The following is a 19,965-nucleotide window of genomic DNA, read 5'->3' on the forward strand; positions in this document are numbered from 1 at the left end:
TCACGACTTACCCGGCGAACCGATCGCGGATAAATCCGCTCCCACAGGCAAAATCGCGACTTACCCGGCGAACCGATCGGTGGCCAGAATCAACTCATGCGCATTGCCGGCCTCAAAGGCCGAGTGTCCAGCATCGGCCACGATGCGCAGCTGCGCTTCCGGCCAGGCCTGATGCAGATCCCAGGCCGAGCGCATCGGGCAGACCACGTCGTAGCGGCCCTGCACGATCACCGCGGGAATACCCTTGAGACGGTAGGCGTTGGCCAGCAGCTGATCGTCGCGATCGAAGAATCCGCCATTGACGAAGTAGTGGCATTCGATGCGGGCGAAGGCCAGCGCGAACAGATCTGCTGCCGAGGCCTCGACATGGCCCTGATCCTGGAACAGGAAACTGGTACGGGCTTCCCACACAGACCATGCCCGTGCTGCGGCCAGTTGCACGGCCGAATCGGTCGAGGTCAGACGTCGATGGTAGGCACTCATCAGATCGCCGCGTTCGACCTCGGGAATGGCTGCGAGATAGTCATCCCACGCGTCGGGGAACAGGGCGTCGGCGCCTTGCTGGTAAAACCACTCCAGCTCCCAGCGGCGCAACATGAAGATGCCACGCAGTACCAGTTCGGTCACGCGATCCGGATGGCTCTCGGCATAGGCCAGGGCCAGCGTGGAGCCCCAGGAGCCCCCGAAGACCTGCCAGCGCTCGATGCCCAGATGTTTGCGCAGGCGCTCGATATCGGCGACCAGATGCCAGGTGGTGTTGGCGACCAGGCTGGCGTGCGGCGTGGAACGACCACAACCGCGCTGGTCGAAGAGCACGATGCGGTACTTGGCCGGGTTGAAGAAGCGCCGCGCCTTGGCATTGCAGCCGGCACCGGGACCGCCGTGCAAGAAAACCACTGGTTTGCCTTCGGGGTTGCCGCACTGCTCGAAGTAGAGCTCGTGACCGTCACCCACCGGCAGGCGTCCGGTTTCAAAGGGCTCGATCTCCGGGTACAGCTCTCGGCGTTGCATGGCGTTCTCCGTTTGGCATTCCAGAAACGCAAACGGCGACTCGGGTTAGCGGTCGCCGTTCAGGATTTGTCCTTATTGGTCGGGGCGGAGAGATTCGAACTCTCGACCCCTACAACCCCATTGTAGTGCGCTACCAGGCTGCGCTACGCCCCGACCGAAGGAGGGCGGAGGCTACACCAAGTTGCAGCTGGATGCCAGAGATGGGACTCGGGACTCGGGACTCGGGACTCGGGACTCGGGACTCGGGACTCGGGGCTCGGGACTCGGGACTCGGGACTCGGGACTCGGGACTCGGGACTCGGGACTCGGGACTCGGGACTCGGGACTCGGGACTCGGGAAAAGGCTACAGGGTATGGGGGGCAAGTGCGTCCAGATTTGTCTGGTCGCTGTTGGAGGCGTGTTGAAACAGCTTGCGGCGCCACTGACATGGCGACGATCCAGTGCTGAGGCACGCGGCGGCCAGAAGCTGGACGCAGAGTACGCAAAGGAAAAGCAGAGAGAACGCAAAGAAAGGCGTTCCGCTCATCGGGATGTGCAAGATCGTCCGTCTCGACAGGCGAGAATGCAGTCCCGGCGCCGCCAGCAGGCAGCAGGCAGCAGGCAGCAGGCAGCAGGCAGCAAAGCAGTGTTATTGCGTGCCGCGCGCGTGTAGTCCCGACACCGCGCTTTGAAAAGGGACGCGCGCCTGCGCGGCCGCTCTCGTTCTCCAAAATCTGGCCTTCGCGGGCGTGCAACGCCGGGCTGGTTCAAAGGTCGGAGCGCCCTTGTGGGGCAGCCGCTGTCGCGGTCGTGCGGCTGGCCGGTCGCGACGCGAGGTCGCTCCTACCTAGAAACCACGCCAGCTCAGGTCAACCAGGGCTCGTTGCCTAGGGGCGCAGGATTTCCAGAACTGCTTCCAGGTCCACGCGCATCTGCCGGATGAGTTCGCTCGGCACATGGTTTTCAGGTTTCTGCTCGACCTTGTTGGCTTCCCCATCCAGGCGCTGACGCGCGCCGCCGATGGTGAAGCCCTGTTCGTAGAGCAGACTGCGGATCTGCCGGATCATCAGCACATCGTGGCGCTGGTAATAGCGGCGATTGCCGCGGCGCTTGACCGGCTTGAGGCTGGGGAACTCCTGCTCCCAATAGCGCAGCACATGCGGCTTCACGCCACACAGCTCGCTCACCTCACCGATGGTGAAGTAGCGCTTCGCCGGTATCGGCGGTAGCTCGCTATTACTGCCCGGATCCAGCATATGCCTCTACCCGCGCCTTCAGCTTCTGACCTGCCCTGAACGTCACCACCCGACGTGCGGAAATCGGAATCTCCTCACCCGTCTTCGGATTGCGACCCGGGCGCTGATTCTTCTGGCGCAGATCGAAATTGCCAAAGCCCGAAAGCTTGACGTTCTCCCCTTTCTCCAGCGCTTCGCGGATGACGTCGAAGAAGATATCGACGAACTCCTTGGCCTCACGCTTGTTGAGTCCCACGTCCTCGAAAAGTCGTTGGGCCATCTCGGCCTTGGTCAGCGCCATCCCCTAACTCCGCACCTGAGCCCCAAGTTCCGCCGCTGACTGCTCGATAATCGCAGCCACCAAACGGTCTACATCCGCGTCGCCTAGAGTGCGTGAATCGTCTTGGAAAATCAAGCCGATAGCGAAGCTTTTGCACCCCTTTTCGATCCCGGTTCCGCGATAGACGTCGAACAGGCGCAACTCGCGCAGCAGACTACCCGCCGCCCGGGTGACCGTTTGCCGAAGTGAGTCGTAGGCAACGGCTTCCGGCAGTACCAACGCCAGATCGCGCCGGACCGAGGGGAAACGCGACAGTTCGCGGGCTCTGGGCATCAGCCTGGCGCGCACGGCGTCCAGCGACAACTCGGCCACCAGCACCTCGCTGTCGACGTCCAGCTCTCGCGCCAGCTCCGGATGCAGTGCACCGATGAAGCCTGCCACCTGGCCATCCACCAGCAACTGCGCTCGTCGTCCGGGATGCAGGCAATCGGGACCACCCGCCTGCCAGATCCCGGGCTCGGCCATCAGGGCTTCGACGTCGGCCTTGAGATCGTAGAAGTCCACGGCGCGCGTCGGCTCGCCCCATTGTTCGGGGCGGGCCTCGCCGCTGATCACCAGCGACAGCAACTCGCCTTCCACCGGCTTGCCCTCTGCACCCGATCGGTATTGGCGACCGAGCTCGAACAGACGCACCCTGCCCTGCTGGCGGTTCTGATTGCGTACCAGCGCCTCGATCAAACCGGGCAGCAGCGTGGTTCGCATCACGGCGAGGTCGGCCGACAGCGGATTGGCGAGCGTGATCGCCCCTTCGTCCATGCCCCAGCGCTGCAGTTGCGACTGGCCCAGGAAAGCGAAGGTGATGGCCTCGGAATAGCCGCGCGCCACGAGTCGCTCGCGCAGACGCATCAGCGACAGACGCGACTCGCTGACCGGCTCCACCTCGAGTTCGCCGCGCGGCGCCACCGTGGGGATTTGATCGTAGCCATGGATACGGGCGACTTCCTCGATCAGGTCTTCCTCGATGGCGATATCGAAACGCCAGCTTGGCGGCAGCACGCTCCAACCGCCGTCAACTGGCGTGACCTGCATGCCGAGCGCGTCCAGAATGGTCCGTACGGCAGCGGCAGGCACTTCGATACCCAGGACCCGGGTCAGGCGCTGATGACGCAGGGTCACGGCCTGGCGCTGCGGCAGTTCGCCTGCGATTACGGCCTCGGTCACCGGCCCGGCGCTGCCACCCGCGATCTCCAGCAGCAATGCGGTCGCGCGCTCCAGCGCCTGGCGCGGCAATTGCGGATCGACGCCACGTTCAAAGCGGTGCGAGGCATCGGTGTGCATGCCCAGTCGGCGCGCACGTCCACTGATCGCGTCCGGCGCAAAATGCGCACTTTCGAGAAAGACCCGGGCGGTGCTGTCAGTGACGCGCGTATGGAATCCACCCATCACCCCGGCGAGGGCCACCGCACCACTGTCGTCGGCGATGACCAGGAATTCGGGATCGAGCGTGGTTTCGCGGCCATCGAGCAAGGTGCAGTTCTCGCCGGCCAGCGCCCGGCGAACCTGGATGGCGCCCTGGATGCGATCGGCGTCGAAGGCATGCAGCGGCTGACCGAGTTCCAGCATGACGTAATTGGTGACGTCGACCAGCGCGCTGATCGGTCGCAGGCCGGATCGACGCAGACGCTCGACCATAAAGGACGGCGTGACCGCAGCCGGATTCAGGCCATTGATCACGCGACCGCAGTAGCGCGGACATCCGGCGCCCGGCGTGAGCCGGATGTCCAGTTGCTGGTCATGCCCAAGGGCGGCGGGAACGATTTCGGCCAGGCGCGTGGCGCTGCCGTATTCGGCCGCCACTTCCATGGCCAGCCCGCGCAAGCCCAGACAGTCGCTGCGATTGGGCGTCAGGCCCAGCTCGATGATGGCATCGGGCAGACCCAGCCAGTCGGCAAAGGGTTGGCCCGTCGGTGCATCAGCCGGCAGTTCCAGCAGTCCGGAGGCATCGCTGTCCACGCCCAGTTCCTTGCCCGAACAGAGCATGCCGAAGGACTCGACCCCACGCAATTTGGCGGCCTTGATCTGAAAGCCACCGGGCAGACTGGCACCCACCACGGCCACCGGCGCCTTCAAGCCGACGCGCGCATTCGGCGCGCCACAGACGATGTTCAGCAGCTCGCCCTGACCGGCATCGACCTTGCAGACCCGCAGCCGATCGGCATTGGGATGCTGCTCGGCCTCGACGATCTCGCCGATCAGCACGCCGGTCAGATCCGCACCCAGGGCCTCGACCGATTCGACCTCCAGACCGCACATGGTCAGCCGATGGGTGAGCTCATCGCGCGTGGCCGGAATATCCACCAGATCGCGCAACCAGTTTTCGGAGAATTTCATGATTAGTCTCGGATCTCCAGTGATCGGTCACGTCGGCTCGGAGCCACCGCAACGCGTCGATTCGTCACCCGGCCCTGCGGGCTGATGACCTGCATCAGGTGTCAGGCAAATTGATTGAGAAAACGCAGATCGTTTTCGAAAAAGGCGCGCAGATCGGTCACGCCGTAGCGCAGCATGGCAAAGCGCTCCACCCCCAGGCCAAAGGCAAAGCCGGTGTAGCGCTCGGGATCAATGCCGCAGTTGCGCAGCACATTCGGATGCACCATGCCGCAGCCCAGCACCTCCAGCCAGCGCTCGCTGCGATCGGGCAGTTCCCAGTTCATCAGTACATCAGCCGAGGGCTCGGTGAAGGGGAAATAGGAAGGACGGAACAGCAGTTTCGGCTCGCGTTCGAAAAAGGCGCGCACGAAGTTCAGCAAGGTGCCCTTGAGATCGGCGAAATTGATGTCCTCGCCCACGACCAGGCCTTCGACCTGATGGAACATCGGCGAGTGGGTCTGGTCGGAATCGCTGCGATAGACCTTGCCGGGAATGATCACGCGGATCGGCGGTTGCTTGTTCTGCATCACCCGGATCTGCACCGGTGAGGTGTGGGTGCGCAGCAGGCGTCCGTCCGGGAAATAGAAGGTGTCGTGCATGGTCCGCGCCGGATGATCGGGCGGGAAATTCAGGGCCTCGAAGTTGTACCAGTCGTCTTCGATCTCCGGCCCGTCGGCCACGGTATAGCCCAGCCGCTCGAAGATGCCGACAATGCGATCCAGCGCGCGGGTGATCGGATGAATGCCGCCGACGCCAAGCTGCCGACCGGGCAGCGAGACATCGATGCTCTCGCGCTCCAGCCGCGCCTGCATGGCCGCGGCGTCGAGCACGGCCTTGCGCTCGTTCAGTGCCTGACTGAGCGCATCGCGGACGCGATTGACCTCGGCTCCACGCAGCTTGCGTTCTTCCGGCGCCAGCGCACCCAGTGACTTGAGAATGGCAGTGACACTGCCGGACTTGCCCAGATACTCGACGCGCAACTGATCCAGCGCCGCGAGATCGGAAACCGCCGCGATGCGCGCCTGCGCCTCGCTTTGAAGGTGTTCGAGGTTCATGCCTGCCCCAGAAACGAGAACGGGGAAAAGCAAGCTTCTCCCCGTCCGGTCGACTAACGTATGGCGATGGACGCGACCTCAGTCGCGCACCCGGTTCAAGCTGCGACCAGCTTGGACTTGGCCTGGTCGGCAACAGCCTTGAAAGCGACCATGTCGTGCACGGCGAGATCGGCCAGCACCTTGCGGTCGATCTTGATGCCGGCCTTGCTCAGGCCGTTGATGAAGCGGCTGTAGCTCAGACCACATTCGCGAGCGGCGGCGTTGATACGCACGATCCACAGCGAACGGTAATCACGCTTCTTCCGCTTGCGACCGATGTAGGCGTACTGCAGGGCCTTCGTGACCGCCTGTTTGGCGACGCGATAAACCTTGCGGCGGGCGTTGTAATAGCCCTTCGCGCGATTGAGAAGCTTCTTGTGGCGCCGACGCGCCGTTACACCACGTTTGACTCGTGCCATTGTCGAAATCCTCCCTTATGCGTACGGCAGCATGCGTGCGACGCGACCTGCATCTTCGTCACGCACGTGATTCGGAGCGCGCAGACCGCGCTTACGCTTGGTGGACTTCTTGGTCAGGATGTGGCTCTTGAAAGCATGACCACACTTGAACTTGCCCGAGCCGGTCTTGCGGAAGCGCTTGGCCGCCGCCCGGTTGGTCTTCATCTTAGGCATTGCTGTTCCCTTTCACTCACTTGGTTGAGCCAGCGGGTGACTCCTTGCGGAGTGCTTTCCTGATCCGTACCCGTTTGACTTCGAAATCCGGTTGCCCGGCGTTTCCCGGCCATCACTGACCGGGGGAGTATCCCGCCATTCCTGGCAGGTCCAACCGGCGACCATACCGCGTCGCCGTAGAGCAGGCGATCAGGCCTGCGGTTTCTTCTTGGGGGCGATCATCATACTCATGACCCGCCCTTCCACGCGCGATCGTTGTTCGATCGTGGCTTCTTCCTTCAGCTCGGCTTCAATGCGGTTCAGCATGGCATCGCCGAGGTTGATGTGCGCCAACTCGCGTCCGCGGAAGCGCAGGTTGATCTTGACCCGATCACCCTCCTCCAGGAAGCGCCGAATGGCACGCATCTTGACGTTGAAATCGCCGTCGTCGGTACCCGGACGAAACTTCATCTCCTTGATTTCGACCTGCTTCTGCTTCTTCTTGGCCTGATTGGCCTTCTTCTGCAGTTCGAACTTGAACTTACCGTAGTCCATGATGCGACAGACGGGTGGCTCGGCATTGGGCTGGATCTCGACCAGATCCAGACCAATATCCTGCGCCATGGCCAAGGCCTCATTGCGCGACAGGATACCGATCTGTTCACCATCGGCGCCGATCACGCGAATCTGCGGTACTCGGATGTCTTCGTTCTTTCGGGTGGATTTGTCCAGGACAGCTATGGCGGCGACTCCTTGTGATGCAAACCGGTGACTACGGCACCGGCACCGTTAGTGGCCGAGGGCCAACACCTCAGCCCGCAGATGTTCGGCAAATTCGGCGACCGTCATCACGCCCAGATCCTCCCCGGTGCGACGACGGACAGATACGCTGCCAGATTCCTTCTCGCGCTCACCGGCGACGAGCAGGTACGGCGTCTTCTGCAGCGTGTGCTCGCGGATTTTATAGCCGACCTTCTCGTTCCTCAAGTCCGAAACGACTCGGAAGTCTTGATTTTCAAGGGTTTTGGCCACTTCTGCGACATATTCGCCCTGCGCATCGGTAATTCCCATCACCACGGCCTGGGTCGGCGCCAACCAGACCGGCAGTGCGCCGGCGTGATTTTCGATCAGGATTCCAATGAAACGCTCCATCGAACCGACGATGGCGCGATGCAACATGACCGGGTGCTGGCGCTGACTGTGCTCGTCGACATACTCCGCCCCGAGCCGGCCGGCCATCATGAAATCGACCTGCATCGTGCCCAGCTGCCAGGTGCGACCAATGGCATCCTTGAGGTGGTACTCGATCTTGGGGCCGTAGAAGGCACCCTCGCCCGGCAGTTCCTCCCATTCCACACCGGCCTTGGCCAGCGCATGGCGCAGCGCGTTCTCGGCACGATCCCAGGTGGCGTCATCGCCCAGGCGCTTTTCCGGGCGCAGCGCAATCTTGATCTGCACCTCGCCGAAGCCGAAATCGCGATAGACCTTCAGCGCCTGCGTGTGGAATGCAGACACTTCAGACTCGATCTGACTCTCCGTGCAGAACACGTGGCCATCGTCCTGGGTGAAGCCGCGCACGCGCAGGATGCCGTGCAGCGCCCCCGAGGGTTCATTGCGATGACAGGAGCCGAATTCGCCATAGCGGATGGGCAGATCGCGATAGCTGTGCAGGCCGTGATTGAAGATCTGCACATGCCCCGGGCAATTCATCGGCTTGACCGCGTAGGTGCGCTTCTCCGACTCGGTGAAGAACATGTTGTCGGCGTAGTTGTCCCAATGACCGGAGCGCTTCCACAGCGACACATCCAGGATCTGCGGACCACGCACTTCCTGATAGCCCGACGACCGGTAGACGCGCCGCATGTACTGCTCGATGACCTGCCAGATGGCCCAACCCTTGGGGTGCCAGAAGACGAGGCCAGGCGCCTCTTCCTGCATGTGGAACAGGTCCAGCTGCTTGCCGATCTTTCGGTGATCGCGCTTTTCCGCCTCTTCCAGCTGCGTCAGGTAGGCCGCCAGATCCTTCTTGTTGAGCCAGGCCGTGCCGTAGATGCGTTGCAACTGCTGGTTCTTGGCATCGCCGCGCCAATAGGCGCCAGCCACCTTCATCAGCTTGAAGGAGCCGAGCTTGGCCGTGTTCGGCACGTGTGGGCCACGGCACAGATCGACCCACTCACCCTGCCCGTACAGCGAGATGTCCTCACCGGGCGGAATGATGTCGTCGATGATCTCGGCCTTGAACAACTCGCCCTTGGCCTTGAAGAACTCGATGGCATCGTTCTTGGCCATGATGCTGCGCTGTACCGGCAGCGCCTCGGCCACGATCTTGCTCATCTCGGCTTCGATGGCGGCCAGATCATCGGGCGTGAACGCGCGCTCGAAGGCGAAGTCGTAGTAGAAGCCGTTGTCGACCACCGGACCAATCGTCACCTGGGCGCCCGGAAACAGCCTTTGCGTGGCCTGCGCCAGCAGATGGGCCGTGGAATGACGCACGATCTCCAGCGCATCGGGATGCTTGTCGGTGACAATTTCCAGCTTGCTGTCGTTCTCGATGCGAAAGCTGGTGTCGACCAGCTTGCCGTCGACCTTGCCGGCGAGCGCCGCCTTGGCGAGACCCGGACCGATGCTCATTGCCACGTCGGCAATCGACAGCGGCGCATCGAAGGAGCGGATGGAACCATCGGGGAGTTGTACGTTGACCATGTTCTTGTCCTGGCGAACTCCGACCTGGATGCGGTCGGATGGCAATCGGGAAGCATGTCATTCGGTCTTGCCGTCACCGGAGAATCGGTGCATCAACGGCGATCGAAAGACACAAAAAAAGGCGCCGAGCGCCTTGAATTGTCGCAATGAGGCTGCTCAGCTAGTCAGTTGTTCACCGCAGTTCGAGTGCTCATGTGCCACCTCACGATTTTTTCCGGCTCTTGGTGGGCGCAACAGGGATCGAACCTGTGACCCCTACCATGTCAAGGTAGTGCTCTACCGCTGAGCTATGCGCCCAAGAGAGCCCGAGAGTATATCAGCGTGTTTTGCAGGCGCCAAGGTGCTCGGCATCGCAATCGAAATATTTCTTTTTCGGCACCCGGCAGGCGTGGCGCCGGGGTTGCGCTGACATATCGTTATGCAGACGCGGCATCTGACACGCCCCCCGGCGACCCTCAGAATCCGCCCTACAGACGTATGGACGTCCGCAAAGGCGCAATATGGCAGTCGAAGTTCGTGGATTGTCCAAGACCTATGAAGGCCGGGCGGTGGTCCGTCGGGTCGATCTGTCGATCTCCCGCGGCGAGCTGCTGGTGTTGCTCGGACCCAGCGGCAGCGGCAAGAGTACCCTGCTGCGCATGATCGGCGGCCTGACGGCTGCGGACAGCGGCCAGATCCTGGTCGATGGCGTTGATGTCACGCGACTGCAGCCACAAGCCCGTGACATGGGTTTCGTGTTCCAGAGCTATGCACTGTTCGAGCAGATGAGCGTGGCGGACAACGTCGAGTTCGCGCTGCGCGTGCGCGGCGTTTCCCGCGAGCAACGTGAGGCCCGTCGCCGCGAACTGCTGGCCATGGTCGGCCTTGAAGGGCTGTCGGCCCGACTGCCGGCGCAGCTCTCCGGCGGCCAGCGTCAGCGCGCGGCGCTGGCTCGGGCCTTGGCTCATCAGCCCCGACTGTTGCTGCTGGACGAGCCATTCGGGGCGCTGGATGCGCGCATCCGCGGTGAATTGCGCAACAGTCTGCGGGACCTGCTGAAACGCCTGGGAACCACGGCAGTCTTCGTCACCCATGATCAGGAGGAAGCGCTGGCGCTGGCGGACCGCATGCTGGTGATGCACCGCGGACGGGTACTGGAACAGGGAACGGCTCGGCAACTGTATCTGACCCCGCAAAACGAATTCGTGGCGCGATTTCTGGGTCGCGCCAATCTGATGCCCGCGTCGCGGCTACCCGCGGCGCCGGCCGTCGACGGACAGAACCAACCATCCAGCACGCTGGCCTTGATGCGCCCGGAAGACCTGCAACTGCGGGAGCTGACATCGGCGTTGGCATCCGGTTCGATCTCGCTCGGCATCGGCGCGGTCGAAGGCAGCGAGTTTCTTGGGGCCAGCGAACGCATCCGCGTACGCCTGTTCGGCAACTGCCCGGATGACAACACCCGCAAAGACACCCTCATCGAAGTGGAACAGCACGGCAGCGAAACCGCCTTCGTTCCCGGCAGCCGCTGGCGCGTCGAGGCCAGGCGCGTGCACCGGATCGCGCAGGCACAGCTGCGGATCCTGCTGCTCGCCGACGCCGGTGCGCACAGCCGCGCCTTGCTGGATCGCGCGCTGGCCTTCGGCGAAGACGCCGACGCACTGGTGACGATCGTCGGCGAGCTTGGACGCTCCAGCGCCGGCAATGCCCGGCTGGATAGCTATAGACAGCAATACGCGGGCGATCTGCGGATCTGCGAGGCTGGCGGCGCCCATCGCGGCACGCTGGACGTGGCCAGCGAGTGCCTGGAACGCGAGGCCTTCGATCTGCTCATCGATCTCCGATTCCCGGGCGGCAACGACTGGCAGGCACTGCTGGCCAGCGGCAATGTTCGAGGGCTGTTGCTGCCGCCGCGTGATCTGAACGCGCCCTGGCCGTTGAGCGTGGCATCGGCAGCCCGCTGGCGCTGGCAATCACCGCCGCCAGCCGAGGCGCACGCCGCAATGACGCTGGCTCAACAAATGGCGAATCTGGCGCAGACAAGGATCGATGGCGGGAGCGCCTCCGACCCGACCCAGCTGCTGATCCACGCCCTGCCGACCAGCCTGGCCGAGACTCGATGCAAACTCGATGCGGCGCGCGAGCACTGGCTGAACCAGCCGCAACAGGGGCAGCTGCTGCTGGTTCGCACGGAAGCGCTCGGTCAGGAGCTGGCGGCCAGCGTCGCCTACGCAGATCTGAGCGAAGCACTGGCAGCCATCGGGCCTCCGCTGCCCCGATCCTGGTTGCGTCTCTGAGTCGCGGCTCCTTCATGCGACGATGGATCACCCTGGCGCTGGCACTCGGCCTGAGCGGGCCGCTGGCAGCAGCCACCCTGCTGAACGCCTCTTTCGACAGCACCCGCGAGTTCTATCGCGACCTCAACGCCGCCTTTCTCAGCGCCTGGCAGGCGCAGGGTCACCCGCCAGCGCAGATCCAGATGTCCCACGGCGGCTCGGGCAAGCAGGCGCGCGCGGTCATTGCCGGGCTGGACGCCGATGTGGTCAGTCTGGCCTTGCCCGGCGACATCGACCAGCTCGCCAGACGCGGCCTGCTGGCCGCCGACTGGTCACAACGCCTGCCCCATGCGAGCGCACCCTACACATCAACCATCGTCATGCTGGTGCGCGCCGGCAATCCCAAGGCCATCCACGACTGGTCCGATCTGGCGCGCCCGGGCGTCGGCGTCATCAGCGCCAGCCCCAAGAGCTCCGGCGGCGCGCGCTGGGTCTATCTGGCGATCTGGGGTGCGCTGACGCAGGAGGGTGCCAGCAATGCCGAGATCCTCGGGCTGATGCGCCGGATCGTGCACAACGTGCCGGTCTGGGACAGCAGCGCCCGGGCCGCCACCACCACCTTCGTTCAGCGTGGCATCGGCGATGTGCTCTTGACCTGGGAGAGCGAAGCCTTGCTCAGTCTGGATCGATTGGGGAAGGGTGAGTACGAACTGATCCGTCCACGCTGGTCGATACTGGCTACACCCAGCATTGCGCTGGTCGACAGCGTGGCCGATGCCCATGGCAGCCGCGATCTGGCGCAAGCCTATCTGCAGTTCCATTATTCGAGTGAGGGCCAGTCACTGGCAGCGCGCCATCACTTCCGGCCGCGTGACACCGCAGCCCTTGGGGCGGAGCCGACCCTGCCCGCCATGCAGCTGTTCACCGTGCAACAGGTCTTCGGCAGCTGGACCGAGGCAGAGGCCAGTCACTTCGCCGACGGCGCCAGTTTCGATCAAGCGCAGGCCGAGCACTGAGACCCAATGGATACCCCGAGCGCCACCTTGCCGCCCCTGTCCTCGCGCCGGGTCATCCCGGGATTCGGGTTGTCACTGGGAATCACCCTGAGTTATCTAGGGCTGGTGGTGCTGCTGCCGCTGACGGCGCTGATGATGTCAGCGCTGGACATCCCGGCCGACAGGCTCTGGAGTCTGGCCAGCGATCCACGCACGCTGGCGGCGTTCAGACTGAGCTTCGGCCTGGCATTGCTGGCTGCGGCCATCAACTGGCTGCTGGGGCTGCTGATCGCTTGGGTCCTGGTGCGCTATCGCTTTCCGGGACGGGCCCTGGTCGACGCTGCCATCGACCTGCCCTTTGCCCTGCCCACGGCCGTCGCCGGCATTGCCCTGGCCACGGTGTACGCGCCCAGCGGCTGGATCGGCCACTGGCTGGCGCAAGTCGGAATCCAGATGGCATTCAACCCCGCCGGCATTCTGCTGGCACTGATCTTCGTCGGCCTGCCCTTCGTCGTGCGCACCGTACAGCCGGTCATGCGCGATCTGCCGATTGAACGCGAGGAAGCCGCAATCTCGCTGGGCGCCGGCCGCTGGACCGTCTTCCGGCGGGTGCTGCTCCCTGCCATTCTGCCCGCCAGCATCACCGGCATGACGCTGGCCTTCGCCCGTGCCATCGGCGAGTACGGCTCGGTCATCTTTATCGCCGGCAACCTGCCGATGGTCTCGGAAATCGTGCCCCTGCTGATCGTGGTGCGCCTGGAGCAATTCGATTTCGCCGGCGCCAACGCGCTGGCCCTGATGATGTTGCTGAGCTCGCTGCTGCTGCTGATGGCGATCAATACACTGCAGCGCCGCTACAGCGGGAGTGCTGCCCATGGCTGAGACCACAGCCGCAGAGGCCCAGAGCGAAGCGCCATGGCTGCGAGCGGCGCTGATCGGACTGGCGCTCGGCGTCTTGCTGCTACTGCTCGGGCTGCCCTTGCTGGTGGTCTTCGCCCAGGCCTTCAGCCTGGGCTGGTCAGCCTACTGGCAGGCGCTGGCAGATCCGGAGGCACGCGCAGCCATCCAACTCACGCTGTGTCTGACCGTGCTGACGGTTCCGCTGAGCACGGTCTTCGGAGTGGCCGCCGCGTGGGCGCTGGCGCGCTTCCGCTTCCGCGGGCGAGGCCTGTTGCTGACGCTGATCGATCTGCCCTTCGCCATTTCACCGGTGGTGGTCGGACTGGCGCTGATCATGCTCTACGGCAAGTTCAGCCCGGTCGGCGGCTGGTTGATCGCCCATGGGGTCCAGGTGATCTTCGCCCTGCCCGGCATGTTGCTGGCCACCTTGTTCATTTGCGTACCCTTCGTCGCCAAGCAGGTGCTGCATCATCTGGAAGCCCAGGCGGTCGATCGCGAGGAGGCAGCCTACACGCTGGGCGCCAGCCCCTGGAGCACTTTTCTGCGCGTCACCCTGCCCTCGATCCGCGCCAGCCTGCTGTCGGGGGTGCTGTTGTGCAGCGCCCGCGCCATGGGCGAGTTTGGCGCAGTCTCGGTGGTCTCGGGCCACATTCTAGGGCGCACGACGACCTTGCCGCTGCAGGTCGAGAATCTCTACAACGAATACAACTTCCAGGGCGCCTTCGCCGTCGCCTCGGTACTGACCCTGTTCGGATTGCTGGTGCTGCTGATCCGCAGCACTCAATCCTGGCAGCAAATGCGACGTCAACGTTCGGCTCGCGGGGACTAGTCCGCAGAGGCGGAAGCTGCGTCACCCGCCGAGTTCAAATGCGATAGTCTGTTACCTATCTTCACACCAGTACCTATCCCGATGAGCCCGGTCCGTGTCCGCCTGCAATTCACCGACGCGCTGGGCGCAGGTCAGTCATTTGAGGTGGCCGATGGCGATGTGTGCGGGCGCGACGCTTCGGTCAATCTGCTCTTCGATCATCCCACCGTCTCGCGACGACATGCCCGGTTCACCATCGTCGACACCGATGTCGACGTGACCGACCTCGGCAGCGCCAACGGCACCTTCGTCAATGGCAAACCTCTGGACCAGCGACCCTATCGCCTGTCGGACGAGGACCAGTTGCGTTTCGGGCACCTGCAACTGCGGGTGATCATCGATCCTGCGGACGACGCCACGGCGCCAGCGCCCGAGAGCAGCGATCCGGATGTGCCGCGCACCACCCTGTTCGACAGCTTGCGGGCAGAGCCGCAATTGCTGATGGCGCGTATCGCGCAGCGGCGCATGGTCTCGGATCCACCGCCGCAGTTCGAGGACTATGACATTGGCCAGCTGATCGTGCCGGCGTTGGGCGTGGGTGGCGACTTCATCCACTGGGCGGTCGCCAACGACGGCCGCCAGGCAGTGGTCATGGGCGAAGTCAGTGGCAAGGGTGTCGCCGCCGGCATGTACATGGCCTTCGTCAGCGGCCTGCTGTTCGAGATCGTGCCGCATTGCGGTTCGGCCGAAGAAATCCTGCGGCGCATGAACCGGGCGCTCCGGCGGGTCATCGAGCCAGGCCTGTCGGTCACGGCGAGCACCGTGCTGATCGATCCCCGGCGGCACATCGTTGAACTGGGGTGCGCCGGACATCCGCCAGGCCTGATCAAGCAGGTGGACGGCAAGGTCGTCGATCTGGGCATCGACTCCGGCCGAGCGCTGGGGCGGGAGTCCGAACCGGCGATAGGTCTGTTGGCTCGTCACATGGCCGCTGGCGAAGTGCTGATGGTGAGCACCGACAAGGTCGAGGAAGCCCAGAACCCGGCCGGCCAGAAACTCGGGCATGCCCGCGTGATCGAAGTCCTGAGCGAAGCGTCCGGCGCCGCCGATGCCGCACGCCGGCTGCATTCCACCATCCGCGAATTTGTCAGCTCTGCGCGCCAGCAGGACGATCTGACCCTGGTGACGATCGAACGCATCTGTTAGCCACGAGCTGCGTCGAACAGTGCGTAGCCCGTTGTGCCGCGCAGCGGCTCAGCGGGGCTCTTCCGCGTCACCGCCCGGACAGCGCTGCGCGCAGTTCGGGCTACAAAGGCCAACAACCCCAGCTTTCGTAGCCCGTTGTGCCGCGCAGCGGCTCAGCGGGGCTCTTCCGCGTCACCGCCCGGATGTCGAAGCAATCCGGGGACTCGCGACCCTGCTTCTGGATTGCTTCGCCCGGATCAAGTCCGGGGTCGCAATGACGCCGACTTGTTGCCCTCTTTCAGCGGCTGGCAAACGAGCATGGCACGCAACAGCGATCTTTTCGGGGCATACCGAAAATCAGACCGCTCTTCTTCGCGTTCTCTCTGCTTTTCCTTTGCGTTCTCTGCGTCCGGCTCCCGGCAACGACTCGACTCAGGACAAGATTGTCGCGCCTACGCCAGCAAGCCCTGCGCCTTGATCTTCTTGATCTCGTCGCGAACCCTGGCGGCTTCTTCGAATTCCAGATTCTGGGCGTGCTGGAACATCTGTTCTTCGAGTTTCTTCAACTTCGACCCCAGCTGCTCGGGTGACATCGCTGCGTAATCGATGCGCGGCTCGGCGACGCCGATGGCGCGCTTGCGGCCGCGGCCGCCGCCACTGGCCGCGCTTGCCTGCTCCTCGACCGGCGTGTCGCGGGCACCTTCCATGACATCGGTGACGGTCTTGGTGATGCCGCGCGGGGTGATGCCATGGGCCAGGTTGTATTCGATCTGCTTCTCGCGGCGCCGGTCGGTCTCGTCGATGGCGCGGCGCATGGAATCGGTGATCCGATCGGCATAAAGGATGGCCTTGCCGCGCAGATTGCGGGCCGCCCGTCCGATGGTCTGGATCAGCGAGCCAGTCGAGCGCAGGAATCCTTCCTTGTCGGCGTCGAGGATCGCCACCAGCGAGACCTCGGGCATGTCCAGACCTTCGCGCAGCAGATTGATGCCGACCAGCACATCGAATTTACCCAGGCGCAGGTCGCGGATGATCTCGACCCGCTCCACGGTTTCGATGTCGGAATGCAGATAGCGCACCTTGACCCCGTGCTCAGTCAGGTACTCGGTGAGGTTCTCGGCCATGCGCTTGGTCAGCGTGGTTACCAGCACGCGGTCGCCCATGGCCGTGCGCAAGGTGATTTCCGACAGCAGATCATCGACCTGGGTAGCCACGGGGCGGATCTCGGTGGGCGGATCGATCAGACCGGTGGGTCGCACCAGCTGCTCGACCACGGCGCCGTCGGTCAGGCGCAGCTCGTAAGGACCGGGCGTGGCCGACACGAAGATGGTGCGCGGCGCACGGCGCTCCCATTCCTCGAAGCGCAGCGGTCGGTTGTCCAGCGCCGACGGCAGTCGAAAACCGAAGCCGACCAGGGTCTCCTTGCGCGAGCGATCGCCCTTGTACATGGCGCCGAGCTGCGGAATGGTCACATGGCTCTCATCCACGACCAGCAGCGCATCGGGCGGCAGATAGTCAAACAGGGTCGGTGGCGCCTCGCCCTCGCCACGACCGGTCAGATGCCGCGAGTAGTTCTCGATGCCCTGACAGAAGCCGATCTCGGCCATCATCTCCAGATCGAACTGGGTGCGCTGCTTCAGCCGTTGCGCCTCCAGCAGCTTGTTCTCGGCGTATAGCACTTCCAGTCTTTCGGCCAGCTCGTCCTTGATGGTGGTGATGGCGTCCAGCACATTGCGGCGCGAGGTCACGTAGTGCGACTTGGGATAGATGGTGAACCTTGGCAGGCGCTTGATGACTTCGCCTGTGAGCGGATCGAACAGGGCCAGATTCTCGATTTCGCCATCGAACAGCTCGATGCGCAGGGCCTCACCGTCGCTTTCGGCCGGGTGCACATCAATGACCTCGCCGCGCACCCGATAGGTACCGCGACGCAGCTCGTAGTCGCCGCGCTTGTACTGCAACTCGGTCAGGCGACGGATGATCTCGCGGTCAGGGATGCGATCCCCGCGCACCAGGTGCAGCACCATGTTGAAGTATTGATCCGGATCACCGAGGCCATAGATCGCCGACACCGTGGCCACGATCAGCGCATCCTTGCGCTCCAGCAGCGCCTTGGTGGCCGACAGCCGCATCTGCTCGATGTGCTCGTTGATGCTGGCGTCCTTTTCGATGTAGGTATCGCTGGACGGCACGTAGGCTTCGGGCTGGTAGTAGTCGTAGTAGCTGACGAAATACTCCACCGCGTTGTTCGGAAAGAACTCCTTGAACTCGCCGTAGAGCTGCGCGGCCAGCGTCTTGTTCGGCGCCAGCACCAGGGTTGGCCGCTGGATGGCCTGAACCACATTGGCAATGGTGTAGGTCTTGCCGCTGCCGGTCACGCCCAGCAGCACCTGATGGGCCTCGCCAGCGCGGATGCCGTCAATCAGTCTGGCGATGGCCTGCGGCTGGTCGCCGGCAGGCTCGAAGGGCGACTGCAACTGGAATAGATCCGACACCTGGCCTCTCTGGTCTGGTCTTGTAGGAATTTTCCGACAGCGGAATCGGAATGCAGTGGCTGGCCGGCCCTCGTCGAATCCCTAGCCTAACCGACATCTACCGCGTCGGAACACCGCCATGAATTTCCCTTGCCACCGCACTGGCCGCAACCACGGCTTCAGCGCCCTGGAGCTGATCCTGGTGCTGCTCGTCGCCAGCATCGTACTGGCGGTCGCGATACCGTCTTTCAAGACCATGGGCAGCTCCACCCAGGTGCGGACCGCCAAGAACGCCCTGATTCTGGGCCTGCAGAGAGCGAGAGCCGAGGCGCTCAGCACCGGCCGCAACGTGGTGCTATGCCCCAGCAGCGACCAACACAGTTGCCGCAACGACAGCGACTGGTCGGAAGGCTGGCTCTTGTACCGTGACGACAATCACAATGGTCGCTTTGACCCGGTGGAGCAACTGCTGCTCAGCCAGCAGCTCGATCCCAGACTGATCGGTATCCGCAGCAACACTGGCAGACGCCAGATCACATATCGTAACCTTGGCGAATCGGCCGGCGCCAATGCCAGTTTCGTCATTTGCAGCCGTCGTGACCCGCATTTCGGCGGTCAGGTCATCATTGCCAATTCCGGCCGCGTGCGCAGCCTGAGCTTTGCACCACTGGAGACCTGTGCCGCCATCTGATTCCGCGCGGCGACCCCGAGAATGGTTGACCGCACACGCCAGCAAAGGACCCTATCAACGATGTCGACACGCCCGAACGCCGCCGCCGAAGTCCCCTTCTGGGAGCGCTTGCGGCCGATGCTGGCCTACCCGCTGCATTCCGAGGCCCTGCTGACCATCACGCTGCTGGCCTTCCTGCGACTGCTGGGCTACTTGCCCGGTGTCGGCTTCATCCTGAATATCGTGATTGCCGCCGCCACGCTGAAATACGCGGCCGAGGTGCTGAGCTCGACCGCCAACGGCATCATGGAAGCGCCCAGTGGCTACAACACCCCGGATTCGGTGGGCTGGGTGGTGCTGAAGGTGCAGGTGCTGTTGTGGATCATCGGCATCTTGCTGGTCATCGGCGCAATGGCAGCCGGCCTGCCCGCATTGGCCTGGATTCTGGGCATCGCCGTCGCCCTGGGCGCCCCCGCCGCATTGATGTCGGCCGCCATCGACCAGGACACCCTGGGCGCGCTCAATCCCTCGCTCTGGATGGCCACGCTGACGCGCATCGGCTGGCCCTACATCGGCGCCGCCCTGCTCTGTCTAGTCCTGATGATCAGCGAAGGCAACGCCCGGGCGATGATGCTGCCCTTCCTGCCGGGACCGCTGGCTGTGGTCGGCCATTATTTCATCGCCAACTATGCCACTGTGGTCACCTTCCATCTGCTCGGCTATCTGGTCTACCAGTACCGCGATGTACTGGGTTATGAAATCAAGCAGAACGCGCCTACGGCCTTGCCGCGCCCCAAGGATCGGGACCAGTCGGTACTGGATGAAAGCGAGGCTTTCGCCGCCAATGGCGACACCGAGAGCGCGGCACGGGTGCTGCGCGAGTTCATCAACGAACGTGGCGCGACCGATGCCGTGCACCTGCGCTATCGCAAGCTGCTGACACTGCACGCCGATACCGCTGCGCTGAACAAGCATGCCCAGCAGTATCTGAACGTCATGATCGCCCAGGAGAAATGGGCGCAGGCGCTGGAGTTCTGGTCGGAATGCCGCGGCGCCGATGCCAACTTGTGGCCGAGCGATCCCGATCAAGTGCGTGAACTGGTGGACAAGGCCCGTGAGCTCGGCAAGCCCGAACTGGCCCTGAAATTCGCCAATGGCTTCAGCCGCACCTATCCCAAGCATCCCGCGATTGGTGCCATCCATCTGCGAGTGGCGCAAGCCCTGAACGAACGCCTGGGCCGACCAGCCGAAGCCCGCAAGCTGCTCGAAGCCACTCGCGAGGCCTACCCGAAGTCCAAGGCCTTGCCGGAGATCGAGTCCTATCTGATGCGGAT

General features: G+C 63.7%; 17 protein-coding genes and 2 tRNA genes. 7 read left to right on the forward strand and 12 right to left on the reverse strand.

The annotated features are described in order from the left end of the window. Window positions 1–60: 60 nt before the first annotated feature. The 11 genes from pip to H7A19_09285 all read right to left on the reverse strand — a co-directional run bounded on the left by pip (window position 61) and on the right by H7A19_09285 (window position 9,641). Complete coding sequence (pip, locus tag H7A19_09235; GenBank protein ID MCP5475005.1) at window positions 61–1,011, reverse strand: prolyl aminopeptidase; 951 nt, start codon at window positions 1,009–1,011, stop codon at window positions 61–63. A 76-nt stretch (window positions 1,012–1,087) separates the two neighbouring features. Next, a tRNA-Pro gene (locus H7A19_09240) sits at window positions 1,088–1,164 on the reverse strand. 714 nt (window positions 1,165–1,878) lie between these two features. Next, a complete protein-coding gene (locus H7A19_09245) occupies window positions 1,879–2,247 on the reverse strand; it encodes a MerR family transcriptional regulator (protein ID MCP5475006.1) in 369 nt (122 codons plus the stop codon). Then, the gene (locus H7A19_09250; GenBank protein ID MCP5475007.1) at window positions 2,228–2,527 is read right to left on the reverse strand and encodes an integration host factor subunit alpha; all 300 of its coding nucleotides are present in this window, start codon (window positions 2,525–2,527) and stop codon (window positions 2,228–2,230) included. Before H7A19_09250 ends, H7A19_09245 begins: the two co-directional genes overlap by 20 nt. 3 nt (window positions 2,528–2,530) lie before the next feature. Then, entirely contained in the window at window positions 2,531–4,897 is a 2,367-nt protein-coding gene (locus H7A19_09255) for a phenylalanine--tRNA ligase subunit beta (protein ID MCP5475008.1), read from the reverse strand. A 101-nt stretch (window positions 4,898–4,998) separates the two neighbouring features. Next, window positions 4,999–5,991, reverse strand: coding sequence for a phenylalanine--tRNA ligase subunit alpha (gene pheS, locus H7A19_09260; protein ID MCP5475009.1), 993 nt, complete (start codon window positions 5,989–5,991; stop codon window positions 4,999–5,001). Between the two features lie 95 nt (window positions 5,992–6,086). Then, entirely contained in the window at window positions 6,087–6,449 is a 363-nt protein-coding gene (rplT, locus tag H7A19_09265) for a 50S ribosomal protein L20 (GenBank protein ID MCP5475010.1), read from the reverse strand. Between the two features lie 15 nt (window positions 6,450–6,464). Then, window positions 6,465–6,662: a 50S ribosomal protein L35 gene (gene rpmI, locus H7A19_09270; protein MCP5475011.1), complete on the reverse strand. Its 198-nt coding sequence runs from the start codon at window positions 6,660–6,662 to the stop codon at window positions 6,465–6,467. Between the two features lie 189 nt (window positions 6,663–6,851). Further along, window positions 6,852–7,382: a translation initiation factor IF-3 gene (gene infC, locus H7A19_09275; GenBank protein ID MCP5475012.1), complete on the reverse strand. Its 531-nt coding sequence runs from the start codon at window positions 7,380–7,382 to the stop codon at window positions 6,852–6,854. Window positions 7,383–7,430: 48 nt separating this feature from the next. Further along, the gene (thrS, locus tag H7A19_09280; GenBank protein ID MCP5475013.1) at window positions 7,431–9,344 is read right to left on the reverse strand and encodes a threonine--tRNA ligase; all 1,914 of its coding nucleotides are present in this window, start codon (window positions 9,342–9,344) and stop codon (window positions 7,431–7,433) included. A 222-nt stretch (window positions 9,345–9,566) separates the two neighbouring features. Next, window positions 9,567–9,641, reverse strand: a tRNA-Val gene (locus H7A19_09285). A gap of 203 nt (window positions 9,642–9,844) precedes the next feature. On the opposite strand from H7A19_09285, the gene H7A19_09290 reads away from it, so the two are divergent. The 5 genes from H7A19_09290 to H7A19_09310 all read left to right on the forward strand — a co-directional run bounded on the left by H7A19_09290 (window position 9,845) and on the right by H7A19_09310 (window position 15,508). Continuing rightward, entirely contained in the window at window positions 9,845–11,620 is a 1,776-nt protein-coding gene (locus H7A19_09290; protein ID MCP5475014.1) for an ABC transporter ATP-binding protein, read from the forward strand. A gap of 14 nt (window positions 11,621–11,634) precedes the next feature. Then, on the forward strand, window positions 11,635–12,615 hold the full coding sequence (locus H7A19_09295) for a sulfate ABC transporter substrate-binding protein (protein ID MCP5475015.1): 981 nt from the start codon (window positions 11,635–11,637) through the stop codon (window positions 12,613–12,615). Between the two features lie 6 nt (window positions 12,616–12,621). Beyond that, the gene (cysT, locus tag H7A19_09300) at window positions 12,622–13,476 is read left to right on the forward strand and encodes a sulfate ABC transporter permease subunit CysT (protein MCP5475016.1); all 855 of its coding nucleotides are present in this window, start codon (window positions 12,622–12,624) and stop codon (window positions 13,474–13,476) included. Next, on the forward strand, window positions 13,469–14,323 hold the full coding sequence (gene cysW, locus H7A19_09305; GenBank protein MCP5475017.1) for a sulfate ABC transporter permease subunit CysW: 855 nt from the start codon (window positions 13,469–13,471) through the stop codon (window positions 14,321–14,323). Before cysT ends, cysW begins: the two co-directional genes overlap by 8 nt. A gap of 81 nt (window positions 14,324–14,404) precedes the next feature. Then, window positions 14,405–15,508 carry a SpoIIE family protein phosphatase gene (locus H7A19_09310; protein MCP5475018.1) on the forward strand — a complete coding sequence of 368 codons (1,104 nt, stop codon included), beginning with the start codon at window positions 14,405–14,407 and terminating at the stop codon, window positions 15,506–15,508. Between the two features lie 431 nt (window positions 15,509–15,939). On the opposite strand, the gene uvrB is transcribed toward H7A19_09310, so the two are convergent. Continuing rightward, the gene (gene uvrB, locus H7A19_09315) at window positions 15,940–17,982 is read right to left on the reverse strand and encodes an excinuclease ABC subunit UvrB (GenBank protein ID MCP5475019.1); all 2,043 of its coding nucleotides are present in this window, start codon (window positions 17,980–17,982) and stop codon (window positions 15,940–15,942) included. 118 nt (window positions 17,983–18,100) lie between these two features. Between uvrB and H7A19_09320 the strand changes: the two genes are divergently transcribed. Continuing rightward, entirely contained in the window at window positions 18,101–18,652 is a 552-nt protein-coding gene (locus tag H7A19_09320; protein MCP5475020.1) for a GspH/FimT family pseudopilin, read from the forward strand. Between the two features lie 60 nt (window positions 18,653–18,712). Continuing rightward, window positions 18,713–19,965 (forward strand): hypothetical protein (locus tag H7A19_09325; protein MCP5475021.1); only part of this gene is annotated, 1,253 nt, incomplete at its 3' end.

This window comes from Rhodanobacteraceae bacterium, from assembly GCA_024234055.1.
In the GTDB taxonomy this organism is placed as follows: Bacteria; Pseudomonadota; Gammaproteobacteria; order Xanthomonadales; family SZUA-5; genus JADKFD01.

Bases quoted from the DNA above. Each gene is read 5' to 3' on its own strand.
- H7A19_09310 (MCP5475018.1), top strand. From the start codon at position 14,405: ATGAGCCCGGTCCGTGTCCGCCTGCAATTCACCGACGCGCTGGGCGCA.
- thrS (MCP5475013.1), bottom strand. From the start codon at position 9,344: ATGGTCAACGTACAACTCCCCGATGGTTCCATCCGCTCCTTCGATGCG.
- pheS (MCP5475009.1), bottom strand. From the start codon at position 5,991: ATGAACCTCGAACACCTTCAAAGCGAGGCGCAGGCGCGCATCGCGGCG.
- H7A19_09245 (MCP5475006.1), bottom strand. From the start codon at position 2,247: ATGCTGGATCCGGGCAGTAATAGCGAGCTACCGCCGATACCGGCGAAG.
- H7A19_09250 (MCP5475007.1), bottom strand. From the start codon at position 2,527: ATGGCGCTGACCAAGGCCGAGATGGCCCAACGACTTTTCGAGGACGTG.
- cysW (MCP5475017.1), top strand. From the start codon at position 13,469: ATGGCTGAGACCACAGCCGCAGAGGCCCAGAGCGAAGCGCCATGGCTG.
- H7A19_09290 (MCP5475014.1), top strand. From the start codon at position 9,845: ATGGCAGTCGAAGTTCGTGGATTGTCCAAGACCTATGAAGGCCGGGCG.
- rplT (MCP5475010.1), bottom strand. From the start codon at position 6,449: ATGGCACGAGTCAAACGTGGTGTAACGGCGCGTCGGCGCCACAAGAAG.
- H7A19_09295 (MCP5475015.1), top strand. From the start codon at position 11,635: ATGCGACGATGGATCACCCTGGCGCTGGCACTCGGCCTGAGCGGGCCG.
- cysT (MCP5475016.1), top strand. From the start codon at position 12,622: ATGGATACCCCGAGCGCCACCTTGCCGCCCCTGTCCTCGCGCCGGGTC.
- H7A19_09320 (MCP5475020.1), top strand. From the start codon at position 18,101: ATGAATTTCCCTTGCCACCGCACTGGCCGCAACCACGGCTTCAGCGCC.
- H7A19_09255 (MCP5475008.1), bottom strand. From the start codon at position 4,897: ATGAAATTCTCCGAAAACTGGTTGCGCGATCTGGTGGATATTCCGGCC.
- pip (MCP5475005.1), bottom strand. From the start codon at position 1,011: ATGCAACGCCGAGAGCTGTACCCGGAGATCGAGCCCTTTGAAACCGGA.
- rpmI (MCP5475011.1), bottom strand. From the start codon at position 6,662: ATGCCTAAGATGAAGACCAACCGGGCGGCGGCCAAGCGCTTCCGCAAG.